Annotated in this window: 23 protein-coding genes; 3 read left to right on the forward strand and 20 right to left on the reverse strand. The window is 46.6% G+C overall.

Annotated elements, in window-relative coordinates:
• Nucleotides 1-59: 59 nt before the first annotated feature.
• The 8 genes from C6P39_RS03335 to C6P39_RS03370 all read right to left on the reverse strand — a co-directional run bounded on the left by C6P39_RS03335 (nt 60) and on the right by C6P39_RS03370 (nt 8,124).
• Nucleotides 60-1,310 carry a metal-dependent hydrolase family protein gene (locus tag C6P39_RS03335; protein WP_104802820.1) on the reverse strand — a complete coding sequence of 417 codons (1,251 nt, stop codon included), beginning with the start codon at nt 1,308-1,310 and terminating at the stop codon, nt 60-62.
• A gap of 39 nt (nt 1,311-1,349) precedes the next feature.
• Nucleotides 1,350-1,730 (reverse strand): RidA family protein, encoded by a 381-nt coding sequence (locus C6P39_RS03340; RefSeq protein ID WP_095173326.1) that lies wholly within the window; start codon nt 1,728-1,730, stop codon nt 1,350-1,352.
• A 100-nt stretch (nt 1,731-1,830) separates the two neighbouring features.
• On the reverse strand, nt 1,831-3,918 hold the full coding sequence (locus tag C6P39_RS03345) for an acetate--CoA ligase family protein (RefSeq protein ID WP_104802821.1): 2,088 nt from the start codon (nt 3,916-3,918) through the stop codon (nt 1,831-1,833).
• A gap of 10 nt (nt 3,919-3,928) precedes the next feature.
• Nucleotides 3,929-4,468, reverse strand: a complete 540-nt coding sequence (locus C6P39_RS03350) for a 2-oxoacid:acceptor oxidoreductase family protein (protein WP_104802822.1) — start codon at nt 4,466-4,468, stop codon at nt 3,929-3,931.
• Complete coding sequence (locus C6P39_RS03355) at nt 4,468-5,211, reverse strand: thiamine pyrophosphate-dependent enzyme (protein ID WP_104802823.1); 744 nt, start codon at nt 5,209-5,211, stop codon at nt 4,468-4,470. The genes C6P39_RS03350 and C6P39_RS03355 overlap by 1 nt, the downstream gene beginning before the upstream one ends.
• Before the next feature lies 1 nt (nt 5,212).
• A complete protein-coding gene (gene vorB, locus C6P39_RS03360) occupies nt 5,213-6,298 on the reverse strand; it encodes a 3-methyl-2-oxobutanoate dehydrogenase subunit VorB (RefSeq protein WP_095173322.1) in 1,086 nt (361 codons plus the stop codon).
• A 15-nt stretch (nt 6,299-6,313) separates the two neighbouring features.
• Nucleotides 6,314-6,517 carry a 4Fe-4S binding protein gene (locus tag C6P39_RS03365; RefSeq protein ID WP_095173321.1) on the reverse strand — a complete coding sequence of 68 codons (204 nt, stop codon included), beginning with the start codon at nt 6,515-6,517 and terminating at the stop codon, nt 6,314-6,316.
• 170 nt (nt 6,518-6,687) lie between these two features.
• Nucleotides 6,688-8,124, reverse strand: a complete 1,437-nt coding sequence (locus tag C6P39_RS03370; RefSeq protein WP_095173320.1) for a trimethylamine methyltransferase family protein — start codon at nt 8,122-8,124, stop codon at nt 6,688-6,690.
• A 314-nt stretch (nt 8,125-8,438) separates the two neighbouring features.
• On the opposite strand from C6P39_RS03370, the gene C6P39_RS03375 reads away from it, so the two are divergent.
• A complete protein-coding gene (locus C6P39_RS03375; RefSeq protein ID WP_095173319.1) occupies nt 8,439-9,212 on the forward strand; it encodes an IclR family transcriptional regulator in 774 nt (257 codons plus the stop codon).
• A gap of 3 nt (nt 9,213-9,215) precedes the next feature.
• On the opposite strand, the gene C6P39_RS03380 is transcribed toward C6P39_RS03375, so the two are convergent.
• From C6P39_RS03380 to C6P39_RS03395, 4 genes are all read right to left on the reverse strand, one after another.
• Entirely contained in the window at nt 9,216-9,902 is a 687-nt protein-coding gene (locus tag C6P39_RS03380) for a zinc metallopeptidase (protein ID WP_104802824.1), read from the reverse strand.
• Between the two features lie 244 nt (nt 9,903-10,146).
• Nucleotides 10,147-10,566, reverse strand: a complete 420-nt coding sequence (locus C6P39_RS03385) for an aconitase X swivel domain-containing protein (RefSeq protein WP_095173317.1) — start codon at nt 10,564-10,566, stop codon at nt 10,147-10,149.
• Nucleotides 10,566-11,858 carry an aconitase X gene (locus C6P39_RS03390; protein WP_095173316.1) on the reverse strand — a complete coding sequence of 431 codons (1,293 nt, stop codon included), beginning with the start codon at nt 11,856-11,858 and terminating at the stop codon, nt 10,566-10,568. Before C6P39_RS03390 ends, C6P39_RS03385 begins: the two co-directional genes overlap by 1 nt.
• 64 nt (nt 11,859-11,922) lie before the next feature.
• Nucleotides 11,923-13,491, reverse strand: a complete 1,569-nt coding sequence (locus C6P39_RS03395; protein WP_104802825.1) for a BCCT family transporter — start codon at nt 13,489-13,491, stop codon at nt 11,923-11,925.
• 646 nt (nt 13,492-14,137) lie between these two features.
• Here C6P39_RS03395 and C6P39_RS03400 point away from each other — a divergent pair.
• Entirely contained in the window at nt 14,138-15,043 is a 906-nt protein-coding gene (locus tag C6P39_RS03400) for a LysR family transcriptional regulator (RefSeq protein WP_095173314.1), read from the forward strand.
• 79 nt (nt 15,044-15,122) lie between these two features.
• On the opposite strand, the gene C6P39_RS03405 is transcribed toward C6P39_RS03400, so the two are convergent.
• The 7 genes from C6P39_RS03405 to C6P39_RS03435 form a co-directional block, all read right to left on the reverse strand.
• Nucleotides 15,123-16,025, reverse strand: coding sequence for a DMT family transporter (locus C6P39_RS03405; protein ID WP_095174319.1), 903 nt, complete (start codon nt 16,023-16,025; stop codon nt 15,123-15,125).
• A gap of 16 nt (nt 16,026-16,041) precedes the next feature.
• Nucleotides 16,042-17,481 (reverse strand): trimethylamine methyltransferase family protein, encoded by a 1,440-nt coding sequence (locus C6P39_RS03410; protein ID WP_095173313.1) that lies wholly within the window; start codon nt 17,479-17,481, stop codon nt 16,042-16,044.
• Nucleotides 17,482-17,607: 126 nt separating this feature from the next.
• The gene (locus C6P39_RS03415; RefSeq protein WP_104802826.1) at nt 17,608-18,255 is read right to left on the reverse strand and encodes a cobalamin-dependent protein; all 648 of its coding nucleotides are present in this window, start codon (nt 18,253-18,255) and stop codon (nt 17,608-17,610) included.
• A 10-nt stretch (nt 18,256-18,265) separates the two neighbouring features.
• Nucleotides 18,266-19,537, reverse strand: coding sequence for a PocR ligand-binding domain-containing protein (locus C6P39_RS03420; protein WP_095173311.1), 1,272 nt, complete (start codon nt 19,535-19,537; stop codon nt 18,266-18,268).
• A gap of 144 nt (nt 19,538-19,681) precedes the next feature.
• Complete coding sequence (locus tag C6P39_RS03425; protein ID WP_207657107.1) at nt 19,682-20,467, reverse strand: ABC transporter permease; 786 nt, start codon at nt 20,465-20,467, stop codon at nt 19,682-19,684.
• Nucleotides 20,468-20,471: 4 nt separating this feature from the next.
• A complete protein-coding gene (locus C6P39_RS03430) occupies nt 20,472-21,275 on the reverse strand; it encodes an ABC transporter permease (RefSeq protein WP_104802827.1) in 804 nt (267 codons plus the stop codon).
• A 13-nt stretch (nt 21,276-21,288) separates the two neighbouring features.
• A complete protein-coding gene (locus C6P39_RS03435) occupies nt 21,289-22,077 on the reverse strand; it encodes an ABC transporter ATP-binding protein (protein WP_095173309.1) in 789 nt (262 codons plus the stop codon).
• 515 nt (nt 22,078-22,592) lie between these two features.
• Here C6P39_RS03435 and C6P39_RS03440 point away from each other — a divergent pair.
• The gene (locus C6P39_RS03440; protein WP_104802828.1) at nt 22,593-23,507 is read left to right on the forward strand and encodes an Rpn family recombination-promoting nuclease/putative transposase; all 915 of its coding nucleotides are present in this window, start codon (nt 22,593-22,595) and stop codon (nt 23,505-23,507) included.
• Between the two features lie 234 nt (nt 23,508-23,741).
• On the opposite strand, the gene C6P39_RS03445 is transcribed toward C6P39_RS03440, so the two are convergent.
• Nucleotides 23,742-24,347 (reverse strand): DUF1349 domain-containing protein, encoded by a 606-nt coding sequence (locus tag C6P39_RS03445; protein WP_095173307.1) that lies wholly within the window; start codon nt 24,345-24,347, stop codon nt 23,742-23,744.
• Nucleotides 24,348-24,586: the final 239 nt, after the last annotated feature.

Here is a 24,586-nt window from a genome sequence, read left to right on the forward strand (position 1 = left end):
TTCACCGTCCTAAGCAAAATCATTTATGCCCGGCCGCACTGTGCAGCCGGGCATTGGATTTACTGGCTCTCCAGCCTGTTTATTACAAAATCTCCTTCTTTCATGATCACATCCATATGTTCCACTGCTATAGTTCTGATATCCTCCAGCGGATCACCGTCTATGACCAGCAGATCGGCACTCTTTCCTTCCTCCAGAGACCCGGTGATATCATCTACCCGGAGGGCTCTGGCACCATTAATGGTTGCCGCCACGATGGCATCCATTTCACTGATTCCCGCCTTTTCAACAAATGCGTACAATTCTCCAACCGATGTCTCTCCATAAGGAGTCATCTGAGAGTTGAAAGAGTCTGAACCAATCGTAAGGAGAATGCCTTTGGCGTTTGCCTTCCTCAGATTATCATAGATGCGGTTCAGTTCCTTTTCTTTTACCGTATCACCCGGATATTTGTCGTGGAGCTTTGGATCATATTTGGGAGGGAACGTATCAAACCAAGCCGGCATAAAATGAATGGTTGGACAAAAAGCAATCTTCTTTTCTGCCATAATATCCAGTGTCTCGTCATCCAGCGACTGCCCATGTATAATTAAATGAACTCCTGCCTTCGCAGAATTGTACGCACTTCCAAAACAATGGGACCAAACAGGAATGTGGCGCATATTGCACTCATCCACCACTGCCTGTACTTCCTCCATGGTGTAATGCTGGTCCATGGCTGTCTCCCAGCGCCAGATGCCCCCGCCTGTTGCCCAGATCTTAATGGCATCCGGATTTTCCCTGAGGCGCCGCCTCACTGCCTTTCTTAGATCCCAGGGACTATCCACACATTCCGCCCACGGATGAGCTGCCTGATTCATCTCTATGGATACCTTGTGGGAATCCCCATGGCTGCATGTGGCGCAAAATCCCAACCCTGAGGCCACTACTCTTGGGCCTTTCATCACACCTGCCTCTATCATATTCCGAATGTGGATACCAAACCTGGATATTTCCCCCACCGTTGTCAGACCTGTCTCCAGACATTCGCGGGACTGCTGTACCGCCACCACCGCTTTCTGGATATTATCCTCCAGCACCCAGTCACTGTCATTATCCGTAAGATTGCCGGAAAAATGCAGATGGGCGTCAATCAACCCCGGCATGATGGTTTTGCCTGCAATATCGGTTACATGGTATCCATCCGGTACTGCTTTTTCTTTGCCTGCATATGTGATCCTGCCGTTATCCACAAGCACCAGACTGTCTTTTACCGCCGCAGCCCCGGTGCCGTCAATAAGCAAACCGCCTTTCAATGCAATTCTTTTCATGTAAGCCTCCTCATATTATGGCTTTTTCATATCTTCTTTTTATTCTTCCGCAAAAGCGGTCATAGATGCTTCCAGAGGTACGCCTTCGGGAAGGGCTTCCACCTGCACACACACCCTGGTGGGTTTATGGTTTCCGAAAAATTCCGCATAAGCCTCATTCATGGCAGCAAAATCATCCAGACTGTTGATGAACACATCAACCCGGGCTACACTTTCCTTACATCCTCCGCCCGCTTCTACAATACTGAGCAGATTATGCAGCACCAGCATTGTTGCCGCCTTGATCTCGTAGACATATTCTCCGTCTTTTGTAAGGGGGATCTGGCCTGAGGTAATGATCATATTTCCGTACTTTCTTCCATGACAATAAGGTCCCAGCGCAGGAGATGCCTCCTGGCTTACCAGTTCTTTCAATTCCATGATCTGTCCTCCGATTTCTTTAAATATTCCTGTAAAGATGCGATACCTTCACCGTTTAAAGTAAAAATCCATGGGAATCACCTTGGGCGATGGATTTTTGTTAGAATGTATCTTCATACTGTATCAGCAATGCATCTGCAATAGACACACCTTCCTCTGTCACAAAGACAGGATTGATATCCAGTTCTTTTATACTGTCCTTTCCGTCTGCTGCCATTTTGCTGATACTTACCAGCAGATCAGCCAATGCTTCTTTATTACACACCGGATTGCCCCGGTAACCGTTCAGCAGGGGATAAGAGTTCAGGTTCTCCAGTATCCTGCGGGCCTGTTCTTTGGTAAGGGGTGCAGGAGCAAGCTGCACATCTTTGAACAGTTCTACAAACACACCGCCCATTCCAACCATGATCATAGGGCCGAAATCTTTATCGTTGTTCACACCGATGATCATCTCAACCCCTGCCCTCAGCATAGGTTTTAACAATACCCCTTCCAGGTTTGCATCCGGCGCATTTTTCCTGCAGTTATCCATCACGGTTTCAAATGCCGCCCGCAGATTTGCCTCGTCTTTTATATTTAATTTCACGCCGCCAACATCAGATTTATGCTGAATATCAGCAGAATGTATTTTCACGGACAGAGGATATCCCAGATCCGCAGCTTTTAACACAGCTTCGTCTGCCGAGGCCGCCACCGCCTGAGGCGGTATGGGTACGCCATGATCCTTCAGATAATTCAGACTCTCATATTCGCTGAGTCCTCTGGAAGTCTTATGTTTTTTTTCGGGAATTGCCGCTTCTGTATCCTGGAAATCAAAGCCCGCAAAATCCAGGATCTGTTTCAATATCCGGCATCCATACCGTCCCGAAGGAAGCAGCGGAACACCTGCCCTTCGCAGAATATCCGCACTTTCCTGATGCCTGGAGTGCTCAATGAAAGGAATCCAGAATACAGGTTTCATATCCGGATCATTCCTGGCAATAGATACGGCTTCCACCATATGGGAAATGGTATCATCCCATATCTTGGGTGTGATGGTATACGCAATACATATCGCATCCACGCGCTCATCCCTGGAGATGGCTTTCATGGCCTGCACCATAACCGGTGTGTTGTATCCGATCCCTGCCGTCATATCAAACGGGTTATTAACGGAACCGTAATCCGGAACCAAAGTCTGCAGATACGCCTTTGTCTCGGGATCGTAATCTGCCAGTTGTATTCCGAATTCATCTGCCAGATCGGCCATGACCCCGGCTTCCCCGCCGGATACATTCATAAATACACATCTTTGCCCCTTTGGCAGGCTTTCAAGCCAGGAGAACGCTGCAGCCAGTCCGCACAGTTCTTCCAGGTCCCTGGCTTCTATGACGCCATAACGTCTGAATACAGCCCGAAGGACTTTGTCTGCCCCCGACAGAGAACCTGTGTGAGAGGCGGCAAGTTCCTGCGCTTTGCCGGAGCGTCCTGTCTTCAATACCACAACAGGCTTCTTTTTCAAGGCAGCCTTGCGGAATGTTTCCACCAATTTTCCTGGTTTTGTAATGCCTTCTATGTACGCAGCAATGACTTTCGTGTCATCGTCTTCCACTAAAAAGTCCAGGTAATCCTCTACCTTTACATTGCAGGAATTGCCGGAGGATATCACATGGGAAAATCCCATATTGGGGCTGTCCAGCCCTCCCAGCACAATCTGTCCGCTCTGGGATATCATTCCGATATTGCCAAAGCGGTCCCGCTCCTCCACCAGAAAGGCAAAGGCAAATATGCCGTCAACAAAATTGGCAAAGCCCGCGCAGTTTGGTCCCATGACAGCGATTCCCAGGCGGTCGGCTTCGCTGACCAGCTCTTTTTGCAGTGCTTTTCCCTCTGCACCTGTCTCACCGTATCCACTGGCAAATACCACGGCGCCTCCGCAGTTTTTCTCTGCCGCCTCCCTTAACAGAGGCAGTATGGTTTTCTGGGGAGTACATAAGATCACCAGGTCCACATCCCCATCAATCTCTGACAGGGAGTGATATGCTTTCTGTCCCAAAATACTGTCCCTTCCCGGATTTACCAGATACAGATTGTCCAGATTTTTGGAAAACTTCAGATAATTGCGGGTGGTGTCACCGCCAAAACCGGCTTTTTCACTGGCACCTACAATGGCAACTGTTTTTGGTTTTAATAACTTTTTCAAATCCATGCTCTATCCCTCACTGCATCTTCTCTGCTCTTTCATATCCCATCATAAAGCACTGCACATTCTTATCACTTGCCTTGCCCTTTTTATTGAAATAAGCTTCCAGCGTATCAGCAAACTCGTTGACATCCATCATGCCGGTGGCCTTGATCATGGCTCCCAGAATGATCAGATTCAAGCCTCTGGGATTCTCCATCTCGGAAGCGATCCCCACCGCATCCACACCATATACCTCTACGTTTTCAGGGAACTGTTTCTGACCAAATACAGAACGGTTGATCACTACTTTTCCCCCGTCCCGCATATCGGGCACATATTTGTCATAAGCATCCTCATTCATACAGCAAAGGACATCCAGGTAATCCGGATACGGACTTCCGATCTCCTCATCTGATACCACCACACGGCAAAGAGCAATACCGCCGCGCATCTCAGCGGAATACTCGCTTGTCCAGCTCACGTTTTTGCCGTTCTCCGCCGCTATCTCGATCAGGATCTTTCCGGCAGTCAGTACACCCTGGCCGCCGATGCCTGCAAACATAATATCAGCCATTATTCTTCACCCCCATTATCCACATATACTTTCACCGGAAATACCTTTTCATTTTCCTCTTTCATTTTCTTCATGGCATCTGCCGGTGACAGTTTCCAGTTGGTAGGGCATGGAGAAAGGATTTCTATGATAGAAAAGCCTTTCTTATCCCTCTGGTTTTCAAATCCTTTTTTTAACATCTTCTTTGTCCGGTCAATCTGTTTCGGGTCGCACAGGGAGCCTCTTGCCGCATATGCGATTTTATAATTCTGAAGGATATTCAACATGTCAAAGGGCTCTCCTGCCACTTTGTCGTCCCTTCCTTTTTTACTGCTGACGGTCTTATCTCCTACCAGTGTTGTAGCAGGACACATCTGCCCGCCTGTCATACCAAATATGCCGTTATTTACCACGATCATAGTAATGGGCACATTCCGCTGTGCCGCGTAACAGGTCTCGGAAAGTCCGATCACATAAGAACATCCGTCCCCTGCATGTACATATACATTGGAATCCGGATAGATCTTTTTAATTCCGGTTGCCACTGCTGCACACCGCCCGTGAGGGCCTGCGATCCCGTCACAGTTCAGAGTATCAATAGACCAGTATGCACAGGCAATATCCACGACCTGAATGGTCTTTTCCGCCATTCCCAGTTCCTCGCAGCACTCTGCGATCAGTCTCTGTATGATACCGTGTCCGCAGCCTGGGCACCATCCCACCTGCTGGTTGATCATCTCCGGTTTTTTCATTTTTGCTGCCATATCAATATACCTCCAGTTCCTTAACATCTCCCGCAAGTATCTCCCTGCAGAAGTCTACGATTCCCTGGGTCGTGGGAACATATTTTGATGTGAGATAACCGTACAGCGGAACCTTATATTCCGTAGCCAAGCGGATATCAAGGCCCATCTGGGAGGACAGGCTCATCTCAACTGTCACAAGCCCCTTCAGTCCTTTCGGCAGATTCTCAAAGGCTTTCTTAGGATAAGGCCACGCGGTGATGGGGCGGATCAGACCCAGCTTCATGCCCGCTTCCCTTGCCCTTCTGACTGCCGACTTACAAATCCTGGACGAAATACCGTATGCTACCAGAATCAGCTCTGCATCCTCTGTCATAAAGTTCTCATAGCGCTGCTCCTTATGATACATATCAGAGAATTTTTTCCGCATCATGGCGTCATACTCTTCATAATTCATGGAACGGTCCAGATTGGTCACTTTTACTTTGGGCTCATCTTTTTTCTTTTCGCCTTTGATCGCCCAGTCAAATTTGCTCCTGTCATGTTCCTTGGCTTCAGGAAGGACTACCTTCTCTATCATCTGGCTGATCCCGCCGTCACTTAAAATGATCACTACGGTGCGGTATTTTTCAGCCAGGTCAAACGCCTCATAGGTAAGCTGCGCGCATTCCTGCACGGAAGCAGGTGTGAGGACCAATTGTCTGGAATCTCCGTGTCCGCCGCCTCTTGTAGCCAGCCAGTAGGAATCCTGTCCCTCCGTGATCTCACCGTCACCAACCCCATAGCGCATAACATCTATGATTACCGCGGGAAGATTATAAGAAGAAAGATAGGAGATGCCTTCCTGCTTCAGGTCATAGCCCGGACCGGAAGAGCTTGTCATAACACGCTCCCCGCACGCTGCTGCTCCCCAAAGCATACTCATACTTGCGATCTCACTCTCACCCTGGATAAAAACCCCTCCCCGGTCCGCCATATTGGCTGACATATATTCCAAGATCTCACTCTGGGGAGTGATCGGATAGCCTGCATAAAAACGGCATCCTGCACGAAGGGCAGCCTCAGCGATCGCCTCATTGCCTTTCATCAACTGAAATCCTTTACTCATCTTTTCTGCCTCCTCCTACTCAATGGTAAATACATAATCAGGACAGATTTTGTAACACTGTCCGCAGCCTATACAGGTATCTTCGTGAATCTGAATGATCTCATATCCTTTTTTGTTGATCTCCGTGAGAGGCTCAATGGCTTCCACCGGACATACGCCTACACACAAACGGCAGCCTTTGCAAAGACTGGTGTCTGCGGTTGCTTTTGCTTTTGCCATGATTCAATCTCCTTTCATTCATTTCATTTTTCATATATTTGTTTCACTTTTATTTTACTTTTAATATAGGGAATGTCCGCGGATATCAAGGACATTCCCCTAACGCTCCATATGTGATCACCTAAAATGAAAACATAACATTTACAGGTAATATACATGGTGATATTTTATTATTTTCTGTGTTTTTCCACATAAGCATCAATTTCTTTTGCCACACTCTTATCCAGCAGCGTTTCCGGCGCCTCCTCTATACGGCGTTTCCACTCCTGATTTGCACGGCGGAGAACATAAGTATAATCCCCCATAGGCCTGGTCTTATAGGTGCTGTTCCAATCTGTATAGTCCGGATACCAGGAATCATACATATAGTCAAGTGTATCATCACTGGTAATAAACTGACCGCCGCTCCCTTCCTCCATAATAGATTCCAGAGAGGCTGCATCCATTGAGACATCAATTCCATTCCTGATATAAAGCAGACGGCTGGTGATCTCCTCGTCAATGATGGTCTTCTCATAGGATGTAGTCATCAGACCGCCCAAAGTACCTATCTCAGACAACTGGTAATCTGCATTGGAAAGGATATTTGCCATAGTGCCCTCATAAGACTCAATACCGCATTGGATATCGCAGTTAAGGGCATCTGTACTGTAAGGAATGGTCCTGGAGGGCAGATTATAAAATTTCTTTCCCATCTCCATGGAACCGATCTGAAGCATAACACGTCCCGGTGAACCACAGCAGTAAGTAGCTCCCTTCATATTACCTGGGCAGGCTCCGACACCGTAACCCACAGGATTTCCTGGATTGACCAGCTGTGCCAGAACAATACCCGCAAGGACCTCCGCATTCTGCATGGTGATGGTGCCGAAGATACGGATAGGCCCGGTGACTCCCGTACTTGTGGCAGTCCCCATGGTAACAGCCTGTCCCCGTTCTGCCAGTGCAATAATATTGTCCGCCACTTCACGGCTGTAAGACATGGGACTCATGGAAGGTGCAGAACCCGGTGCCAGATATACTTTTCCGCCCGGCCGGAGTTTCTCACCGGCAGCGATCTCCACCATATCTATTGCCTGATGCATCTCTTTATAAGAAAACAATTTTGTGTAGAAAGGTTTATCTGTGTGATTCAACACAGCACGCATGATCTCCAGATGACGGTTCACAGGATCCACATCATTGGCCTCAACCCCATTATTAGAGTTCATGGTCATAACCTTACTGCCCTGGTAGATCTTAACCAGATTGATTACATCCTGTAAGGTCCCCTGACGCAGGCCTTTATCCAAATCTGTTACATTTACAGGCCCAATAGGACCTGGAACACCATAATCACCACCACCCAGATGAATACGCTTTTTAGAATCCAGGCCATTCATCACGAACTGGGCGGGTGCTTTCTCCAGAGCATCTCTTACTTGTGACTCTGTCATATAGACCTGTGTGCCGTCTACACGAAAACCATGTTTTTTGAAAAGATCAATTGCTCTGTCACTTGGAATATTAACACCATTCTCTTTCAACAGTTTCATAGAATAATCATGTACTCTCTGCATGTCCTGATCGCTGAACATGGACAGCGATACGCGTCTCATTTCTTCCATTTCCCTCTCCTTTGTTTCATTTTTTTATTTTATATTTCTATTTTATCTATTTATTTCATTTTATAATATTTTAATTCACTTTTCAAATATTATATCAAAAAATATTGCATAAGCTTTACCCTGTGCTTTTATGCATTTTAACCCAAAACAGTTTTATTTCATTAAGCGTAAGAACATTTCATTTTAACTATTAGAAATTCTATTTTCCATATAATAAACCACAATTAAGACTTAGCGTTCAAAAATCTTCTTGCACACTACCTGATATAACGGTATAATTAAAAAAATACTATTTTAAGAAGGAGGATATAACTTTGAGCAAAGCAATACAAAAAATGGAAACCATTCAGGCTATTGACCGTGCTTTTCAGATTCTCGAGACTATATCCCGTACAGGCAATATGACATTAGCTGAATTACATGATAAAATAAATATCAGCAAGGCATCCCTTTCCCGTTTGGTTTATACCTTAGTGGAAAACGGTTATATTGAGAAGCGAAACAATAATGAATACAGCCTTACGTTAAAGGCCTATGAAGTGGGCATCAATGCTGTCCAGAATCTGGACCAGATATCTTTGATCAACTCCACACTTGCAGATTTGAGCAGAGAGACCGGCCGGGTCGCCCAGTTTTCCATTGAAGATAACAACCAGCTTCTATGTGTTCAGAGTATTGGACAGACTGCACCGTCCTTCTCTGTATATACCAACGTAGGACGCCGATCCCCACTGTACTGTACAAGTGCCGGTAAAGCCATCCTGTCCGCTTATTCCAACAATGAGATCATAGAACGTTGGGAAAAATTTGATGTAAAGCCTCTCACAGAGCATACCATTACAGATGTTCACGCACTGCTGCAGGATATCAGTGAGATCAAACAACGGCATTATGCTCTGGACAGGGAAGAAAATGAATATAATATATTCTGCGTAGGCGCTCTTGTGATGAATTACACCAACACACCTCTGGGTGCTATCAGCATCAGCGGAAACACACTGACCGGGGAAGAAGAGCGTACGATCAGTGAAACACTTGTTGCAGCTGTAAAAAGGTTATCTGCAACATTGGGATATGTCATGCGGTAGTATCTAATTTCTCCGCCGTCCGGAAAGCAGTACCAAACGCAGAAGTTGTAAAATGGTTGACAGGGCAGATGCAACATATGTCAGCGCGGCTGCCCGGAGCACCTTTCCCGCTCCCTGCAGCTCGCTTCCCGACAGGATCCCCGTCCCGTCCAGAATGCGGAGCGCTCTGCCTGAGGCATTAAACTCCACCGGGAGCGTCACAAGCTGGAATACAACTACAAGAGAGAACAAAATAATTCCTGCATTTACCAGCCCCGGCGCTCCCATGAGAAGGCCGATAAGAAACAGCGGCCAGCAGAGGGCAGAACCAAAGTTTACCACCGGAACAATGGCTCCTCTTATTTTAATGGGCACATACCCCACGTCATCCTGAATGGCGTGGCCGCACTCGTGGGCCGCCACGCCGATGGCTGCCACAGACTGGGAATTGTAAACGGTCTCCGACAGGCGCAGCACCTTGCTTCTGGGGTCATAGTGATCTGTCAGGTTTCCACCCACTCTTTCAATTCTAACCTGACGGATTCCCGCCTGGTCTAAAATAGTTCTGGCTGCCTGTTCTGCCGTCATCTGCCTGGCATTCCCCACGGTACTGTATTTCTTGTAGGTCTGATTCACATTCGCTGAGGCGATCACGCAGAGAATCACCCCTGCGAGAACCAAAAGATATGTGGCATCATAATAAAAGAACATCCATACTCCCTCCAATGCATGAAATATTTTATAATAGAAAGTCCGGCATCGCGTACTTTTGTTTGTAACTGTTCAGCACTGCAGTTATAAACGAAAATCCATACAGAATCGCATGACTGCTTTACACGTTCTTACGGTCAGCGCAGTAAATGCACTGATACTGAATCGTTACATTCCATTTATCATAAGGTTATGGATGTCTTTCTTTAAATATACAGAAATCACAAAATTCTACAGCTATTTTCTATTCCGCTCTCCTGAGGATCTCTACCGTCCCCTGATTCCCATCCACACGAATATAATCTCCGTCATGAATGATCTTGCAGGCTTCCTCCTCTGTCTCCACCACAGCGGGTATGCCAAGTTCCACAATACAGGCAGCACAGCGGGAATCCAGTTTTTCGATCACCCATGCTGTTGGTTTATGTCCTGCCACGGAAGCGGAGTAAAAATGACTCGCCCATCCGTTACTTCCCTTAGCGCAGGGAAGGATCAAAATCTTCCCCCCGATATACGCTCCGTATTTACTGTTTGCCTCCTCAATGATAATACCTGTTTTTTCATCCAGGCCGGCCCATCCCTGTACACTGTCAGGAAGAACCAGCGCTTCCCCTTCCATAACACCTTCATAGGCTCCGCGTCCTTTTATTATATTTTTCTCCATCACGCTTCTCCTTTCCAGTAGCCTGCTTCCGCCGCATCAATGCATTTACAGATATCACCATAATAGATTGGAACATGCCTGCCTGCACCAAAGCAGGAGTGCATATAGTGTCCCTGTTTGCCGGAGTCTGTCACCATGGCTGTTACATGTTCAAATGCCGCAGGGTCCATAACCATTGCGCAGCTGCTTGACAATACATTGCCTCCGGCATCCTCTATGGTCTTAACAAAACCGCTGGCCTTTGCCATGGCAAGTGTGGACATATCTGTCCAGACATGGAACTCCACCCCATCTGCCACTTTCTTACCGTCAATATAAGCGGCTACCTGCTGAATATCTTCCAGGCTGTAGTGAGGACATCCCATCAGGACAAAATTGATCCTGCCTTCCCCTGCGCTGCAGATCTGGCGGCGGGACTCCTCATAATCTTCCTGTGTGATCGTAAATTCACCTCTAAGCGGCTTATTACCCCGAGCATCCTCCAGGGAACGAGCCTCCGGCGTCACGCCAACAATGTGACACATCTCACATGCGCTTGTGGTTGCCATAGCTGTAAAGCACTGTTTCAGCATGGTCAATGTAGGTCTGTGGAAATCGCCGGTCAGAACAGGAACTCCTGCTGAGGGAAGCATACGCCCCACCGTGTAGCCGATAATATCCCAGTCAAACCTTGTCTCTGATTTACATTCGATATGATAAATGGTATCCGCATAACGGTTTTCCGGAAGATAAAATCCCCATTTCGGAGCACGTCCGCAGATAGAGATCCATGTGATCGCCTCTTCCCCATCCGCGTTGCACCTTGCACCGAAAGCAGAGTTGCTCATAGTGATATTGCTGGATTCCGATGTCACCACATGTTCTCCGAACAGCGGCACCCAGCCGTTCAGATACGGTGTACAGGAGCCTGCAATGCAGCATCCGGCTTTTAGGGTACGTTTTAAATATTCCGTGTTCTTATCAAACAATTCCTTCGGCAGATGTGTCACCTCATACTCATACTGGTCACATGGAGCAACGCAGGTCTGACAGTAACAGGTCTTCTCAAATTCACCTAATTCTACTTTCTCATCTGTACAGAGATACATCTTTGCAAAGATTTCATCATATGTATCTGCCTTGCAGGTTTCCAGGTAGGAGTGTGCCCCAAAATACAGCGTGGATTTTGTTATCTCAACCAGTTCCTCCGCGCCTACGACCCGGGCATATTTTAAAACATTTTCCAGCGCGATCTGTTTGAAACGGCCGAATTTACCGTCCAGCATATCCTGTTCGTATGGTGTTAATTTCATAGCAATACCTCTCTTTTCTTATAATATTCTAACGGTTCCGTACCCCCAAAGCTGCATATCATCTTTACTCGTTATCTTCTTCCGAGGATTCCGGAAGCAGGTCATTTGGATACTTTTTAATCTCCTTTGCCTGTTTGAAAAAGGATATGATACAGATTCCCACTATGAGCATGATCGGAGCACCCAGCACCACATACATGGCTTTTACGGCATTGACCCCATCGGTGGCAACCGTTGTATAAGCGGTGGCTGTGATCAACAGCCCCATGATGATCTTGAATTTTTTAGGCGCTTCATCATCCACCGTCAAGCCATGTACAGACATTGTGGCAAGAACAGAGGCTATGGGGTCTGCCATTGTGGTGAAGGAGCCGATAATGGCAATAATGAATACGATCTGCACGATATTTCCGATGGGCAGTGATTTAATGATCTGGAACACCGTTGCCTGCATACCGGATTCCTGCACCATTGCCCACACATCCATGGTTCCGCTGGTCTGCAGACTGATGGTCTGTCCGCCGAAAACTCCGATCCATGTGATACAGAAAATGGCAGGAATGATCACATTGACTACCAGGAACTCCCGAAGGGTACGGCCTTTCGCCATCCTGCAGAAAAACATACCAAATACCGGGCAGTACAGAATAAAGGAAGACCAATACTGAACGATCCAATTGGCATACCAGGTATCATCCGAAAGCGTATTATTGACTAAAGTCTTAGACCCCCAATTGTCCAGGATCTTACCAAAGGACTCTGTGGAAAGCTTGCCTATAAATGCAGTATCGCCGCAGATAAAGACATAGATCAACAGGCCGCAGAAAATGAAGAACGTTATGGTAGATACATATTTCAAGCCTTTATGGATACCGGAAACGCTCATGATCACGAACATGACACCAATAAACGCTGCGACTAAAAAATAGATCATATTAGACTGGCTGATCCCGAAAGCAGATTCAAGCCCTGCTCCGATCTGCATCAGACCAACGCCCATGGAGTTCGCGCATCCACCAACCATGGCAAAGATCATAACTCCGTGAATAAGTGTTTCCAGCCATTGGCGACGTCCAAATACAGGATCCAGCACAGAGTTGAACTGAAGTTTTTTACGGCGGTTATAAACAGCCACCGTAAAGACAACGGAACAGGCTCCGTACAGTGCAAACTCAACAAAGGACCACTGCCACATCACCTGTGAAACGGAAAAGATAGCTGCATCGCGGGATCCTGGCTGGCAGCCTGCGTATGCGGGCGGCTCAAAAAAGTTATACAGCGGTTCCCCCATGGCCCAGAACAACAGCCCGGTACCGATACTTCCGCAAATAGTCATGGCGATCCAGTGGAATTTAGTAAATTCCGGCTTGGCGTCTTCCCCGCCTATCTTGATATCACCGAATTTACTGATCATAATATACATAACAACTAAAAAGCAGACCAGTGCAAACAGATTGATAACCCATCCGATACTGTCTGCCATTCCATACAGCATAGTATTAAGGACGGAAGCCAGCTGCTCTTTGAAAAAGATCCCAATGAGCAGCAATAATATTAAACCTGCGAATGCCGGCCAAAATGCCAGACTGTTGATCGAACCCTTTTTATGTTTTTTCACTTCTGTATTCTTCATTCCTTACCTCCATACATTTTGTCAAACACCTTCTTGTTAAACCCCATTTCTAATCCCGTATCCCAGAACGGTTATAGCTTTTTAGAATACCGACAGGTTATTCTGTCCCTAAAGCTATTTCCAGTGCTGTTACGCTACATCAGCGCTGATGTATGATCATCTTTACACAACTATACAAAAAAACATAAACTTTTCCTAAAAAGAGTTTCCGGACAACTCTTCTTTCATGCATTATAATGTTTCACTTTTGTTATACATTGAAATATTTATTTGTTTTTTGAAATAGATTTATGCTTTTTTGATTAAACTTATTATAAAATGAAACTAAGTCAAAATACAAATAGTTAAAAGAATTCACTAGCCATAGCTTGAAACTATAGATTCAGTGTGGTAAAATCATACAAACAGATTTTCAGTACGGCAAATCTGCGCTTATTTTTCATAGAGTATGTATTTTGGAAGGTTTTATCAGCGATATGCTGAAGGAAGGGTTACTATTCAGCCTTTCGGCTTCATAGCAACAAAAGCATGCACACAGACTGCAAAAATCGCAGTCTGGCGCGTGGCTGCCTCGGGATTGCCTTGCAAATGCAAGGCAACACCTCGCGGGACAGTGGAAGGCTGAACTGTTACAAGGAAGGTTTCTATGACATTACAACAATTAAGATATGTGGCTTCTATAGCCGAATACGGCTCGCTCAGCAAAGCGGCCAGGGAATTATATATCGCCCAGCCCAGTCTGTCAAAATCCATCGCTGAGCTGGAGAAAGAAATACAAAAGACTTTATTTGTCCGAACCCCCAGAGGCGTCTTGTTCACTGACGAGGGTACAGAATTCCTGGCTTATGCCAGACAGGTGCTCCAGCAGATGGATACCTTGGAAAAGAGATATGAGATTGGAAGTGTGACAAAGCACTATTTTACGGTCAGTTCCCAACACTATCCTTTTGCCTCGGAAGCATTTTCAAAGGTGGTGGAATCTGTAAAGGATGAACTCTATGAATTTATGTATATTGAAACGCAGACCCAGGAAATCATTGACAATGTAAAGTCACTAAAAAGCGAAGTGGGGCTTTTGTATCTGAGTCCTTTAAACAGTACCGTTATAAAACGTGTTCTCAAAGAAGCCCATCTGATCTTTGAACCCTTATTTGAAACTTTGCCCTATGCCTGTATGCGCAGGAATCACCCCCTGGCTCAAAAACCATGTCTCACATTACCGGATTTGGCCCCATACCCTTTTCTTACTTACAACCAAAGCCACAGCAACACCTACTCGATGTCAGAGATCATACTGCAGCCCCTTCACATCAGCAAGCATCTCATTGTCTCTGACCGCTCCAGTGCAACAAGTCTGATGCTCTACAGTGACGCCTACTGTATTACAGCAGGCGCCTACCCCGGCACCCTGCATGATGAAAGTTGGATCTATATTCCCATAAACGGACAGGGGAAACTCACTGTGGGACAGATCCGCAATGAACATATGATGATAAGTAAACTGGCACTCCGCTTTTTGGAGGCACTGCAGGATATTGTGGGAGATATTTGAGACGGCCTGTAAACAGTAAACAGGCCATCCGCTCCCTTTCAGGAACAGACAGCCCGCTTTCTGCTATCTCTTCTTTATCTCATGACTGCGCATCCAGATTCCTCTGGTCTTTATCCAGCATAAACACAGAAGCCAGAATAATAATACCTCCGATTATCTGATTGGCTGTAGGTATGGTCTTGTACAGCACAAGTGAGATCAGGATCGTGACTACAGGCAGAAAATCCAGCATCAGGTTCGACAGCAGCACACCAATCTTTTTGATTGCAAAAATGTTCAAAAAATAAGCAAATGTAGAATTAAACACGCCCAGCACGATCAAATTCATGAAGACGGAAGGCTTTGCCAAAACCGACGGCTCTATCTGATAGAAGAATAAGAACGGCAGTGTGGTGACAGCGCCCACAAGCGCCTGGTAGTTCAGCAATACCGTCTTCTCGTAACCGGATGATATCCTGTCTGTCAGGAAACAGTAGACCACCCAGGAAACAGTGCTCAGAAGGCACAGGGCATATCCCTTGAAATTGGTGGACATCAGGTCCCCTATTTTTACCCCCATCAGGATATATACCCCTACAAGGGAGATCAAGATTCCCAAAATCCCCAATCTTGTCTTCTTCCTGTGGAAAAACACAATTTCCATGATCAATGCGAAAACAGCCGCAAACCCAAAGAGCAGGGACGAAACCGTAGCGCCTATGGAGGTAACACTCAGAATCGTGAAACCATGGAAAAAGGTGGTGCCAAACAAGCCGGACAGGATGATAAGACCCCAATCCTTTGTCTTAACCTTCATCTTTTTTTTCGTCAAAAGATTATATCCGGTAAACAAGATCGTCATAATCGCCATCTGGATTCCCAGGATCACTACCGTAGGAAGGTATTCACTGATCACAGCTCTGGAAATATAAGACACACCGTAAATCGTGACGACTACCACCATGGCCAGCAGCCCTATGGTCTTGCCTTTTGTCTTATCCATAAGCATCCGCTCCCCTCTAACGCTTGATGTTCTTCGCCTTCTCCGTGGAACCTGCCGCCACAGCGTCAATGGCATCCCTCACTTCTTTCGGCAGGATCTCATAATCCTCCAATTCTTTCAGCATGACATTCACCTTCTCCGCGCATACTTTGCGGATATCCCGGCTGCCGTTTGCCTCCCAGTTCTCCCAGGTACCCCTTTCCATGTATCTAGGCATCCAGATCTCCTCTTTGAAATGCTCAAATGTATGGTCTGTCTCAAGGAACGTATTACCCGGACCTACCTCCTCCATATTGTCATAGGCCAGCGTCTCATCGTCAAAGCTGAGAGGGCGGGCCATCCGCTGGAGGATCTGCATACATTCATCCGAATATATCATATCCGCGAAGTCCACCATAAGGTCCATGTCAAGCTGCATGGAGACGATGAAGTCACAGCTCAATGCTCCCGCAAGTCCGCCCATGCCGGTCTCAAATCCGGCCTGTGCATCCAGTACCTTGCCGTCACGCAGATTGGCCGGCATTTTCGTAGGCAGACCCACGTAATCCCCCATCTGTGACATGCCAACCTTCATGATGATACTCTCCGGTGAGGACATATTGATACACATAGTCTTCATATCCATACTGCGCACATAGCTGGAATAGATGACAGGCGCCCCCGGATTTACTAACTGTGACAGGGCAATACAAGCCAATGTCTCCGCATGGGTATGCACCAGCGCACTCTCCACTGACATAGGTGATGTCATACCCAGGATTCCTCCGGAACTGATGACAGAGGGAACTTTATGAACGGCTGCCTCCATTAAAACATTCGACGTATTCTCATCCACACGGAGCGGCGGCATGGTCAGGACCCAGAAGGATATAAATGGCCGTTTCAGGAATTCTTCTTCGCTTCCCACTGCCAGGCTGGCCATTTTTATAGCATCCCGCACCCCCTCTTTTCCAACAGCTCCCCCGGTAATATGCTTTGTAGTATTTTTGATCGAGGTGGCCCAGGTATACCAGTCTGACGCTGCCATAGGCACATCCTGAGGTGTGACCAGCGCACTGGCTATGGTTACGGTATCCAGCTTTTCCATGATCCTTGTGATCAGGGCCAGGTCTCTGTCTGTAGCTTTTCTGCGCAGCCCGGTCTCCGGGTCCAGTACGTGGGTAGCCATGGTCATAGCAGCCAGAGACGGAACCCTGTCTTTCACATGTACGTCTTTGTCGGGAGTCCTTCCGTATAAAACGAACTCCTCTCTCTTTGGAACTGTCTTCAGTCCTTCCTCAATGATGCTGCGGGGTATCTTAACGATCTGTCCGGATACTTCTGCTCCGGCTTTTGCAAAATATTCTCTTGCCTCTGCACCCTCAAATTTCATCCCCAGATTTTCCAGCATCTCCAATGCTTTTTCATGTACCCGAATTACTTCCGCGTCGCTTAAATATTTGATCGTTGGTCTCATGTTTTACCTCCTCCATAAAATAAAAACCTTGTTCTGTTGTATCCCCGATACGCATCTTCTTTTGATACATCCAGGATACCACAGAACAAGGCCTATTACTTTTGCTGTATTTTTCTATTTATTGCTCTATATTTCTTTCAGGATTTTGGTCAAATTTTTGTTCAGGAAATCCCGCAGTTCAATGGCATCCCTGGTATAATAATCGGCTCCGATCTCCTCCGCGTATTCTTTGCTCACAGACAGACCTCCCACGAAGACCACAACCTTGTCCCTGATTCCTGACTTCTCCAACTCCTCTATCACGCCCTTCAACTCACAGACCGTTGTAGGCAGAAGTGCCGAAGCCATGACAAGTCTGGCCTCGTGCTCCATAGCTGCCTGGGCAAATTCCTCTCTGCTCACATCCACACCTAAATCCACAATATCTATGTTAAGGGTAGAGAGGTATATCTTGACCAGATTCTTTCCAATGTCATGCATATCCCCCTCAACGGTACCGATAACGGCTGTACACTGCCTGGCACCTCCCTGGTCCAGATAAGGGGTCAGACATCTGAGACCTGCATTCAGCGCGCGGGCCACCCTCAGCGCCTCCGGTACACAGACTTCACTGTTGCGGAACTTATACGCCAATGTATCCACACCCAGAATCAACCCTTCCTTCAGCACCGATTCCGGAGGATAACAGACAGCGATCGCTTTTTTTATCAAATTTACCACCTCATCGGCCTTCCCGCTCAGAAGGTTTCGTCTGATTTCTTCATATATATCCATTCTGCATCTCCTATAAGAACTTGTTCCTGTACTGTCCCGGATTGACCCCTATCAGCCTACGGAATGTTTTTGTATAATAACTCTGGCTTTCAAAGCCGCATTGTTTCATGATCTCTTTTATACTCAATTCCCTGTTTCCCATTAATTCTATGGATTTTTCAATCCTGACCCTCAGGATATAATCATTTATGGTCCCGCCGGTCTTCTGGCGAAACAAGGTACAGAGATAGGACCTGCTTAAAAATACATGGCTACAGATATCATCCAGGGTGATCTTCCTGTCAAAATTTTCTTCTATGTACTCTCTGACATTTTTCATGACACTGATATGATCATCTGTCCCCAGAAGGTAAATGCTGTCAAACCAGCGGTTCAGCATCCGATAGGTGAGTTCCATCATCTCCTCAATGTTCTCCACACGCTTCATATCCTGCCTGTAATGTTTCACACCGTTCATGACCACCTCACTGTCCGCCCCGGCCTCCACAATAGCCCTGGCAGTCACAGCCATAAAATCATGGAGCGCTGACTTCACAAGAGATCTGTCGTAGGAACACAGTATCTCAATATCCGTGAAGAGCATCTCCAGCATGTTCTGTATTTTTTCCTTATCAGCCATACGCACATACTGGAGATAGCGCTTCTCCCTTTTCAGATAAACTGACCAGTCAAATTTTTCGTTTTCCAGTGTCTTTTTTCTCTCTTCTATCCTGGCGGTCATGGCATCACGCCAGCTCATAAGATTCTTCTGGTCCATGAAAATGGCGTTTTGTGTCTTGGAAAGATACTGCATCATGACCTGAAGGAGATTGGCAGAGGACTGACACTGGTTTGCAGAGATCACGCGCAACTTTTTCACCCCCTGGGCCATTTCCCGCCTATCGTTCTCATTAAGGCAGAATTTCTCCGCATCCTGACAGAAAATATGGTCCGGTTCCCACAAAAGGACCTGTCCGCACATGACAGCCCCCACCTCCGTCCCATCCGCATAGATTGGGACTGCCCACATGACAAGTCCGGCATGGCATACAAAAAAATACGGCTCCCGCCACAAAAATGCCTGCCTGCACGCCTTCTTGTAGGTACGTCTGCAGCGTGCCCTCCCCACCTCTGTATTCTGTACCTGGCGGCAGTATGCACACTCATAGTAGTCCTTACTGGCAAGGAAAACTTCGCCGTAAGTGTTGACCGCTATGATTCCCAGCTCTGTGGCTTTTGCAAAATTATCCAGCATCTCTTCCAGATAATCTTTTTCCTCTGAATGTTCGTATCCCTCTGCCATATCCTTCCTCCGGACTCTTGCTCTTATCCTTATTCTACCGCCCGCGGCAGAAAAAGTAAACCCGGATTCTGGCACGTGGCTGTGGAATCGCCTTGCAATTGCAAGGCAGCCCCTCGCGGAGCAGAGGAAGGCACAACCGTTACCTCAGCTACCTACCGACTTATAATGCCTCACCCCTATCTTCCAAAGCCCATAACACGGCAGCAGAAAAACACCTCCCAAAAGCGGCAGGAACATATAATATCCTCTGCTGTCCTGCCCCAATATATAACAAAGGGGATAATACTGGATCAGCGCATAAGGCACAACAAAAGTACAGAACTGTAAAACTCTCTTTCCGTAAATGGCAACCGGATATTTTCCATATTCCCGTGCCCCGTCTGTAAGCACATTCATGAATTCCAGCCCTTCGATGGTAAAAAAACAGATTGCCGCGTAGATCAGAAAGATCCCGGTAAAAACTGCAGTCCCGCCAAGCAGCATGAACACCACCGTCAGCACTTTATCCCATGTCCACTCCACATGGCTTTTGGCGATCCCGTATGCAAACATCACCACGGCCTGCAGCATTCTTCCGATCCTGGTAAGCTCGATCCTGCCTGCCAGTACCTGGAAGATCTCATTTCTCGGCCGCACCATGATCCTGTCAAACTCCCCGTTGCTGATCGTGGAGGAAAAAGTATCAAACCCTCTGGCAAAAGCTTCCGCCAGAGAAAACTCCATCAGTGTGATCGCAAAACACAGAAGCACTTGGCTGTATGTAAATCCCTCCACCTCATGGAATCTCTGAAACATAAAATACACACCCAGAAACACATTGAAGGACACCAGAAACTGCCCCACAGCCGTAAGGCAAAAGGAGGCTTTGTACTGCATCATGCTCTGTATCTGGATCTGCAGATACTTTTTATATAACCGCAAATATCCCATCCTCTCACCCTCCCTGCACGGAAATCTTCTTCTCTGCCCTGTACATCAGAAGCTTTCCCATAAGAACCAGCACTGCCAGCCAGAATACCTGCAGCAAAAGCGCAGTTACTGCCGCCTCTCCTGCCAGATCCCCGCTGTAAATACGCAGAGGCACATTCTGCATGGCTGCAAAGGGCAGCAATTCCAGAATCTTTCTCACAGAATCCGGAAAGAAGGGAATGGGTATGATACTTCCGGCCAGCAGCTCCACTGCCGAGACTGCCACCATCCGCACTCCATCCGGTGAAATGGTGAAAAAGGTAATTACATACACAAGCATACAGAACGCAGTCACTACCAGCACTCCCAACACCATACCGGCTGTAAACAAAACGGCTGCCTCCGGGGAAACAGGCAGTGTCATACCATAAGGGGCGGGAACCACTGCAGCTACAAGCAAAATAGGCATACACCGCAGAACTGCCTTTGAAACACGGTTAGCCACACTTCTTGTAAACCACATGTTATAAATATCCAGAGGGCGGCACATCTCATAGGAGACATTGCCGTTTCTGATGCAGTCAAAGATCTCATTTTCCATAAGCCAGGCCATGAACAGGGCAAGAAATGCCTGCTGGAGCCATATGTAGGAACAGGTCGCCTGCAGCGTCATGGGAAAAGCCCCCGGATCTGCCCGGTAAAATGCACGGAATACCAGCACTTCCATGCCTCCCCAAACAAACTGTGTCATGATCCCGGCTGCAGCTGCAGCGCGGTACTGAAGCCCCATGGAGAAACGGAGCCTGAAAAAAGACAGATACTTTTTCATATACACCGCCCCCTTATATACGGAAACGACGGTATAGCTCCGCCACTGCCAGGTCCAAACCCTTTCCCACTCCCGGTATATCAAAAAGGGTACCGTCCAGCAGGATCTTCCCTTTGCCAATGAGAATGATCCTGTTTGTCAGCGCTTCAATATCCTGCATATCGTGGGTGGTCAGGATGACGGTGGTATGATATTTCTCATTGCATTTCACAATAAAATCCCGTACCGCCAGCTTTGACACTGCATCCAGTCCAATGGTTGGTTCGTCAAGAAACAGGATCTTTGGGCTGTGAAGCAGAGATGCCGCGATCTCACAGCGCATTCTCTGGCCCAGGGACAACTGTCTGGCCGGTGTTTTCAGCAGTTCTGATAAATTCAGCAGGGATGTAAGCTCCTCCAGATTGGACTGATATGTGTCATTAGATATGCTGTAAATGTCCTTCAGAAGCTCATAAGAATCAATGACCGGCACATCCCACCAAAGCTGCGTCCGCTGTCCAAAGACAACACCGATATCCTTTACGTGGGCCGTACGGTCCTTCCAGGGAACCCTTCCGTTAATCCGGCACACGCCGCTGTCCGGAGTAAGGATTCCGCTGAGGATTTTAATTGTAGATGACTTTCCCGCGCCGTTAGGGCCAATATAACCAACCATTTCTCCCTCCCTGATGGAAAAGGAGACGTCATCCAGCGCCTTCACTTCCTCATATTCCCGATGGAACAGAGTCTTTACTGCCTGTCCAAATCCCGCACCGCGCTTAGCCACGCGGAAGGTTTTGCACAGGTGCTGCACTTCGATCATTTTGTTTTTTCCTCCTGGTAGTAATATTAAAAAATATCTTGCCAAGCGGTCACTATATCCCTGGATTTTGCCAGGGAAACCCGTGGTAGAGCTTTCCGATTCTTTGGAAAGGAATTTTAGTGTAGCACTCTCACAGACCGGTGTCAAGTCAGCTTTCGGTTTTCCTCCCGGAGCGGCAGCACCTTTCCCGGCGCTGTTTAACGTTCCTCGATCCTCTCCATATCTGGGCATCGCGAAGCGTGTTACTGGACACGGAGTAAACAATAACGTGCCAGCAGGCATCCAGTCCATTGCGTAGATTGCGAAGCGATTTTTATTGCATTTCTTATGAAACTCTGCTATAATTTTTGAACTGGAATACATATCTTATAATTCTTGGCGAATCAGCCGATTTTTCCAGAATACAAAAATTGAATAAGACAGATGCAATTTCATTGGTATACTTGAAAAATATGTTCTGATGTTTTATACTATAAGTAAATACATACATTGCATTTGTCGAAAAGGAGTGACAAATGCATGAAAAAGATATCGCAGAAAAAATCTATCTGTCCGACCCGGAGCGCTTTGCAGATCTGCATAATGGTGTGTACGGAGCAGGTAAGTCGTTACTTGATCCGCGGAATCTACGCCCCATAGACTCCGATGTCAGTGGGCTTGATGAAGGCAAAGCAGGCATCCAGCGGCGAAAAGATATCAATATGATGTACGAAGGGAAGAGCTATGGTATCTTCGGTATCGAGAATCAAAGTGCTGTAGATCATACCATGGTGGTGCGAAACTTTCAGTATGGCTGTATGACCTATGGGCGGCAGTTAAAGGAGGAGAGCTTCAAGACGCTTATACCTTGTATCCACACAGTTGTGTATTATGGGCAGAGACGCTGGACAGCGCCCATCAGATTAAAGGAGATGATGCAGACAGAAGGACTTCCGGCAGAACTGGAAAAAGTTATCTGTGATTATGAAATAACTGTGGTAGATGTGCGAAGACTGCCTGATCTGAGTGTATTTAAAACAGACGTCAGGTATGTATTCGGATTCATACAAAATGACAGGAACAAACAAACGCTTAAAACATATGTACAGGAAAACGAAACGGTATTCCGGAATCTACGGGAAGATGCATACGATATGCTGTGTGTGGTGAGTCACATTGAAGAACTGATCAAATTAAAAGAAAAGATAAGAACAGAGAGAGGAGGCTGCGATATGTGCAGAGGAATGCAGGAATGGCTGGAAGAAAGATATGAGGCTGGAGTGGAAGCCGGAATGGATGCCGGAAAGAAAATCGGAATCAACCAGGGGGAAGCTAAATTTTCCCAGTTAGTGCAAAAGCTGGCGGCAGAAAATGGGTTAGATAAAATCCTCCATGCGGCGGAGAACAAAGATTACCGAATGCAGTTATATCAGGACTACGGTTTAATGTAAAACTTCAGATGCACCGGGGCGCATAGGAATATTCCCCCAACGGACCCTACCTATATTGTACCGTGAATATAATATAATATCATTTCATCCATCGAATCGTATATTGAATCATCCGGTTCTTTAAAGGGGCTGAAGCACTAAAACGTGCGACAGCCCTGTCCTACATTTAAATTATATGGTGGTGTGTGTTTTATGGCAGCCGCAAGGAAACAAATACAGCTCTATTTTTACCCTTTAATCCATGTCCGGCTGCTGTCCATCATGTGCTTTCCACTGGCATTCCATGATTTGCATATGAGTGAATACTGCTTTAAAGGAAGAGTCTTCCGGGGAACAGGCATAAATGCCAAAGGCAACTTTTTCCCCGCCCTTAAACATATGGCACACTCTCATCTGGCTAAAAGTAATCCCGTCAAAAGAACACTCTATACAATAATCATCTTCTCTTCTGCTTAAACGATACCACATGGATTTAACAGAAGCATCTATAGCGGTAGTTGCCCAATCCGAATATCCATGATTGGTTACAACACTTCCCAGATGCTGGTATGCTTCATTTTCATACTCTATAGAGCCTTTTAACCAGTTTTCGCTGTCCAGATACATAACGACACCGCATTGATCAAATCTATGATGACTTTCTGCAAAATCTGCTTTTACAACAAAACTAAAATATTTTTCATCCGTTTCAAGCTGTAAAACCGGGGCATTATCATTTTGAAAATGATAATAAGTTCTCTGCCACAAATCCGTATGGGGTTTTGTTACAATTTCAATTTTATCATCACATATTTTATAGCTCTTCGGCATACGCGTCCACTTAAACTCTTTTAAATTCATTTTATTTCCTCCTCTTTCCCTTTGGCAGTGTCAACTTTATATGCTTAAAATCAGCTCAAACCCAATAATTCCGCATAATGATTCTTATTATACCCTGCCCATTTTTATATATCAAGTTTAGATGGTAAAACTGGAATTTTTACACTGGGCAGTCCCTCACACATTTTGTATGATAAGATAAAATCTCTGCTCCGGACGCCGGATCAAAAAGGTCTCCGGAGACAGCCCCCAAAGGAGGA

The organism is Blautia marasmi (genome assembly GCF_900258535.1).
Taxonomy (GTDB): domain Bacteria; phylum Bacillota; class Clostridia; order Lachnospirales; family Lachnospiraceae; genus Blautia; species Blautia hominis.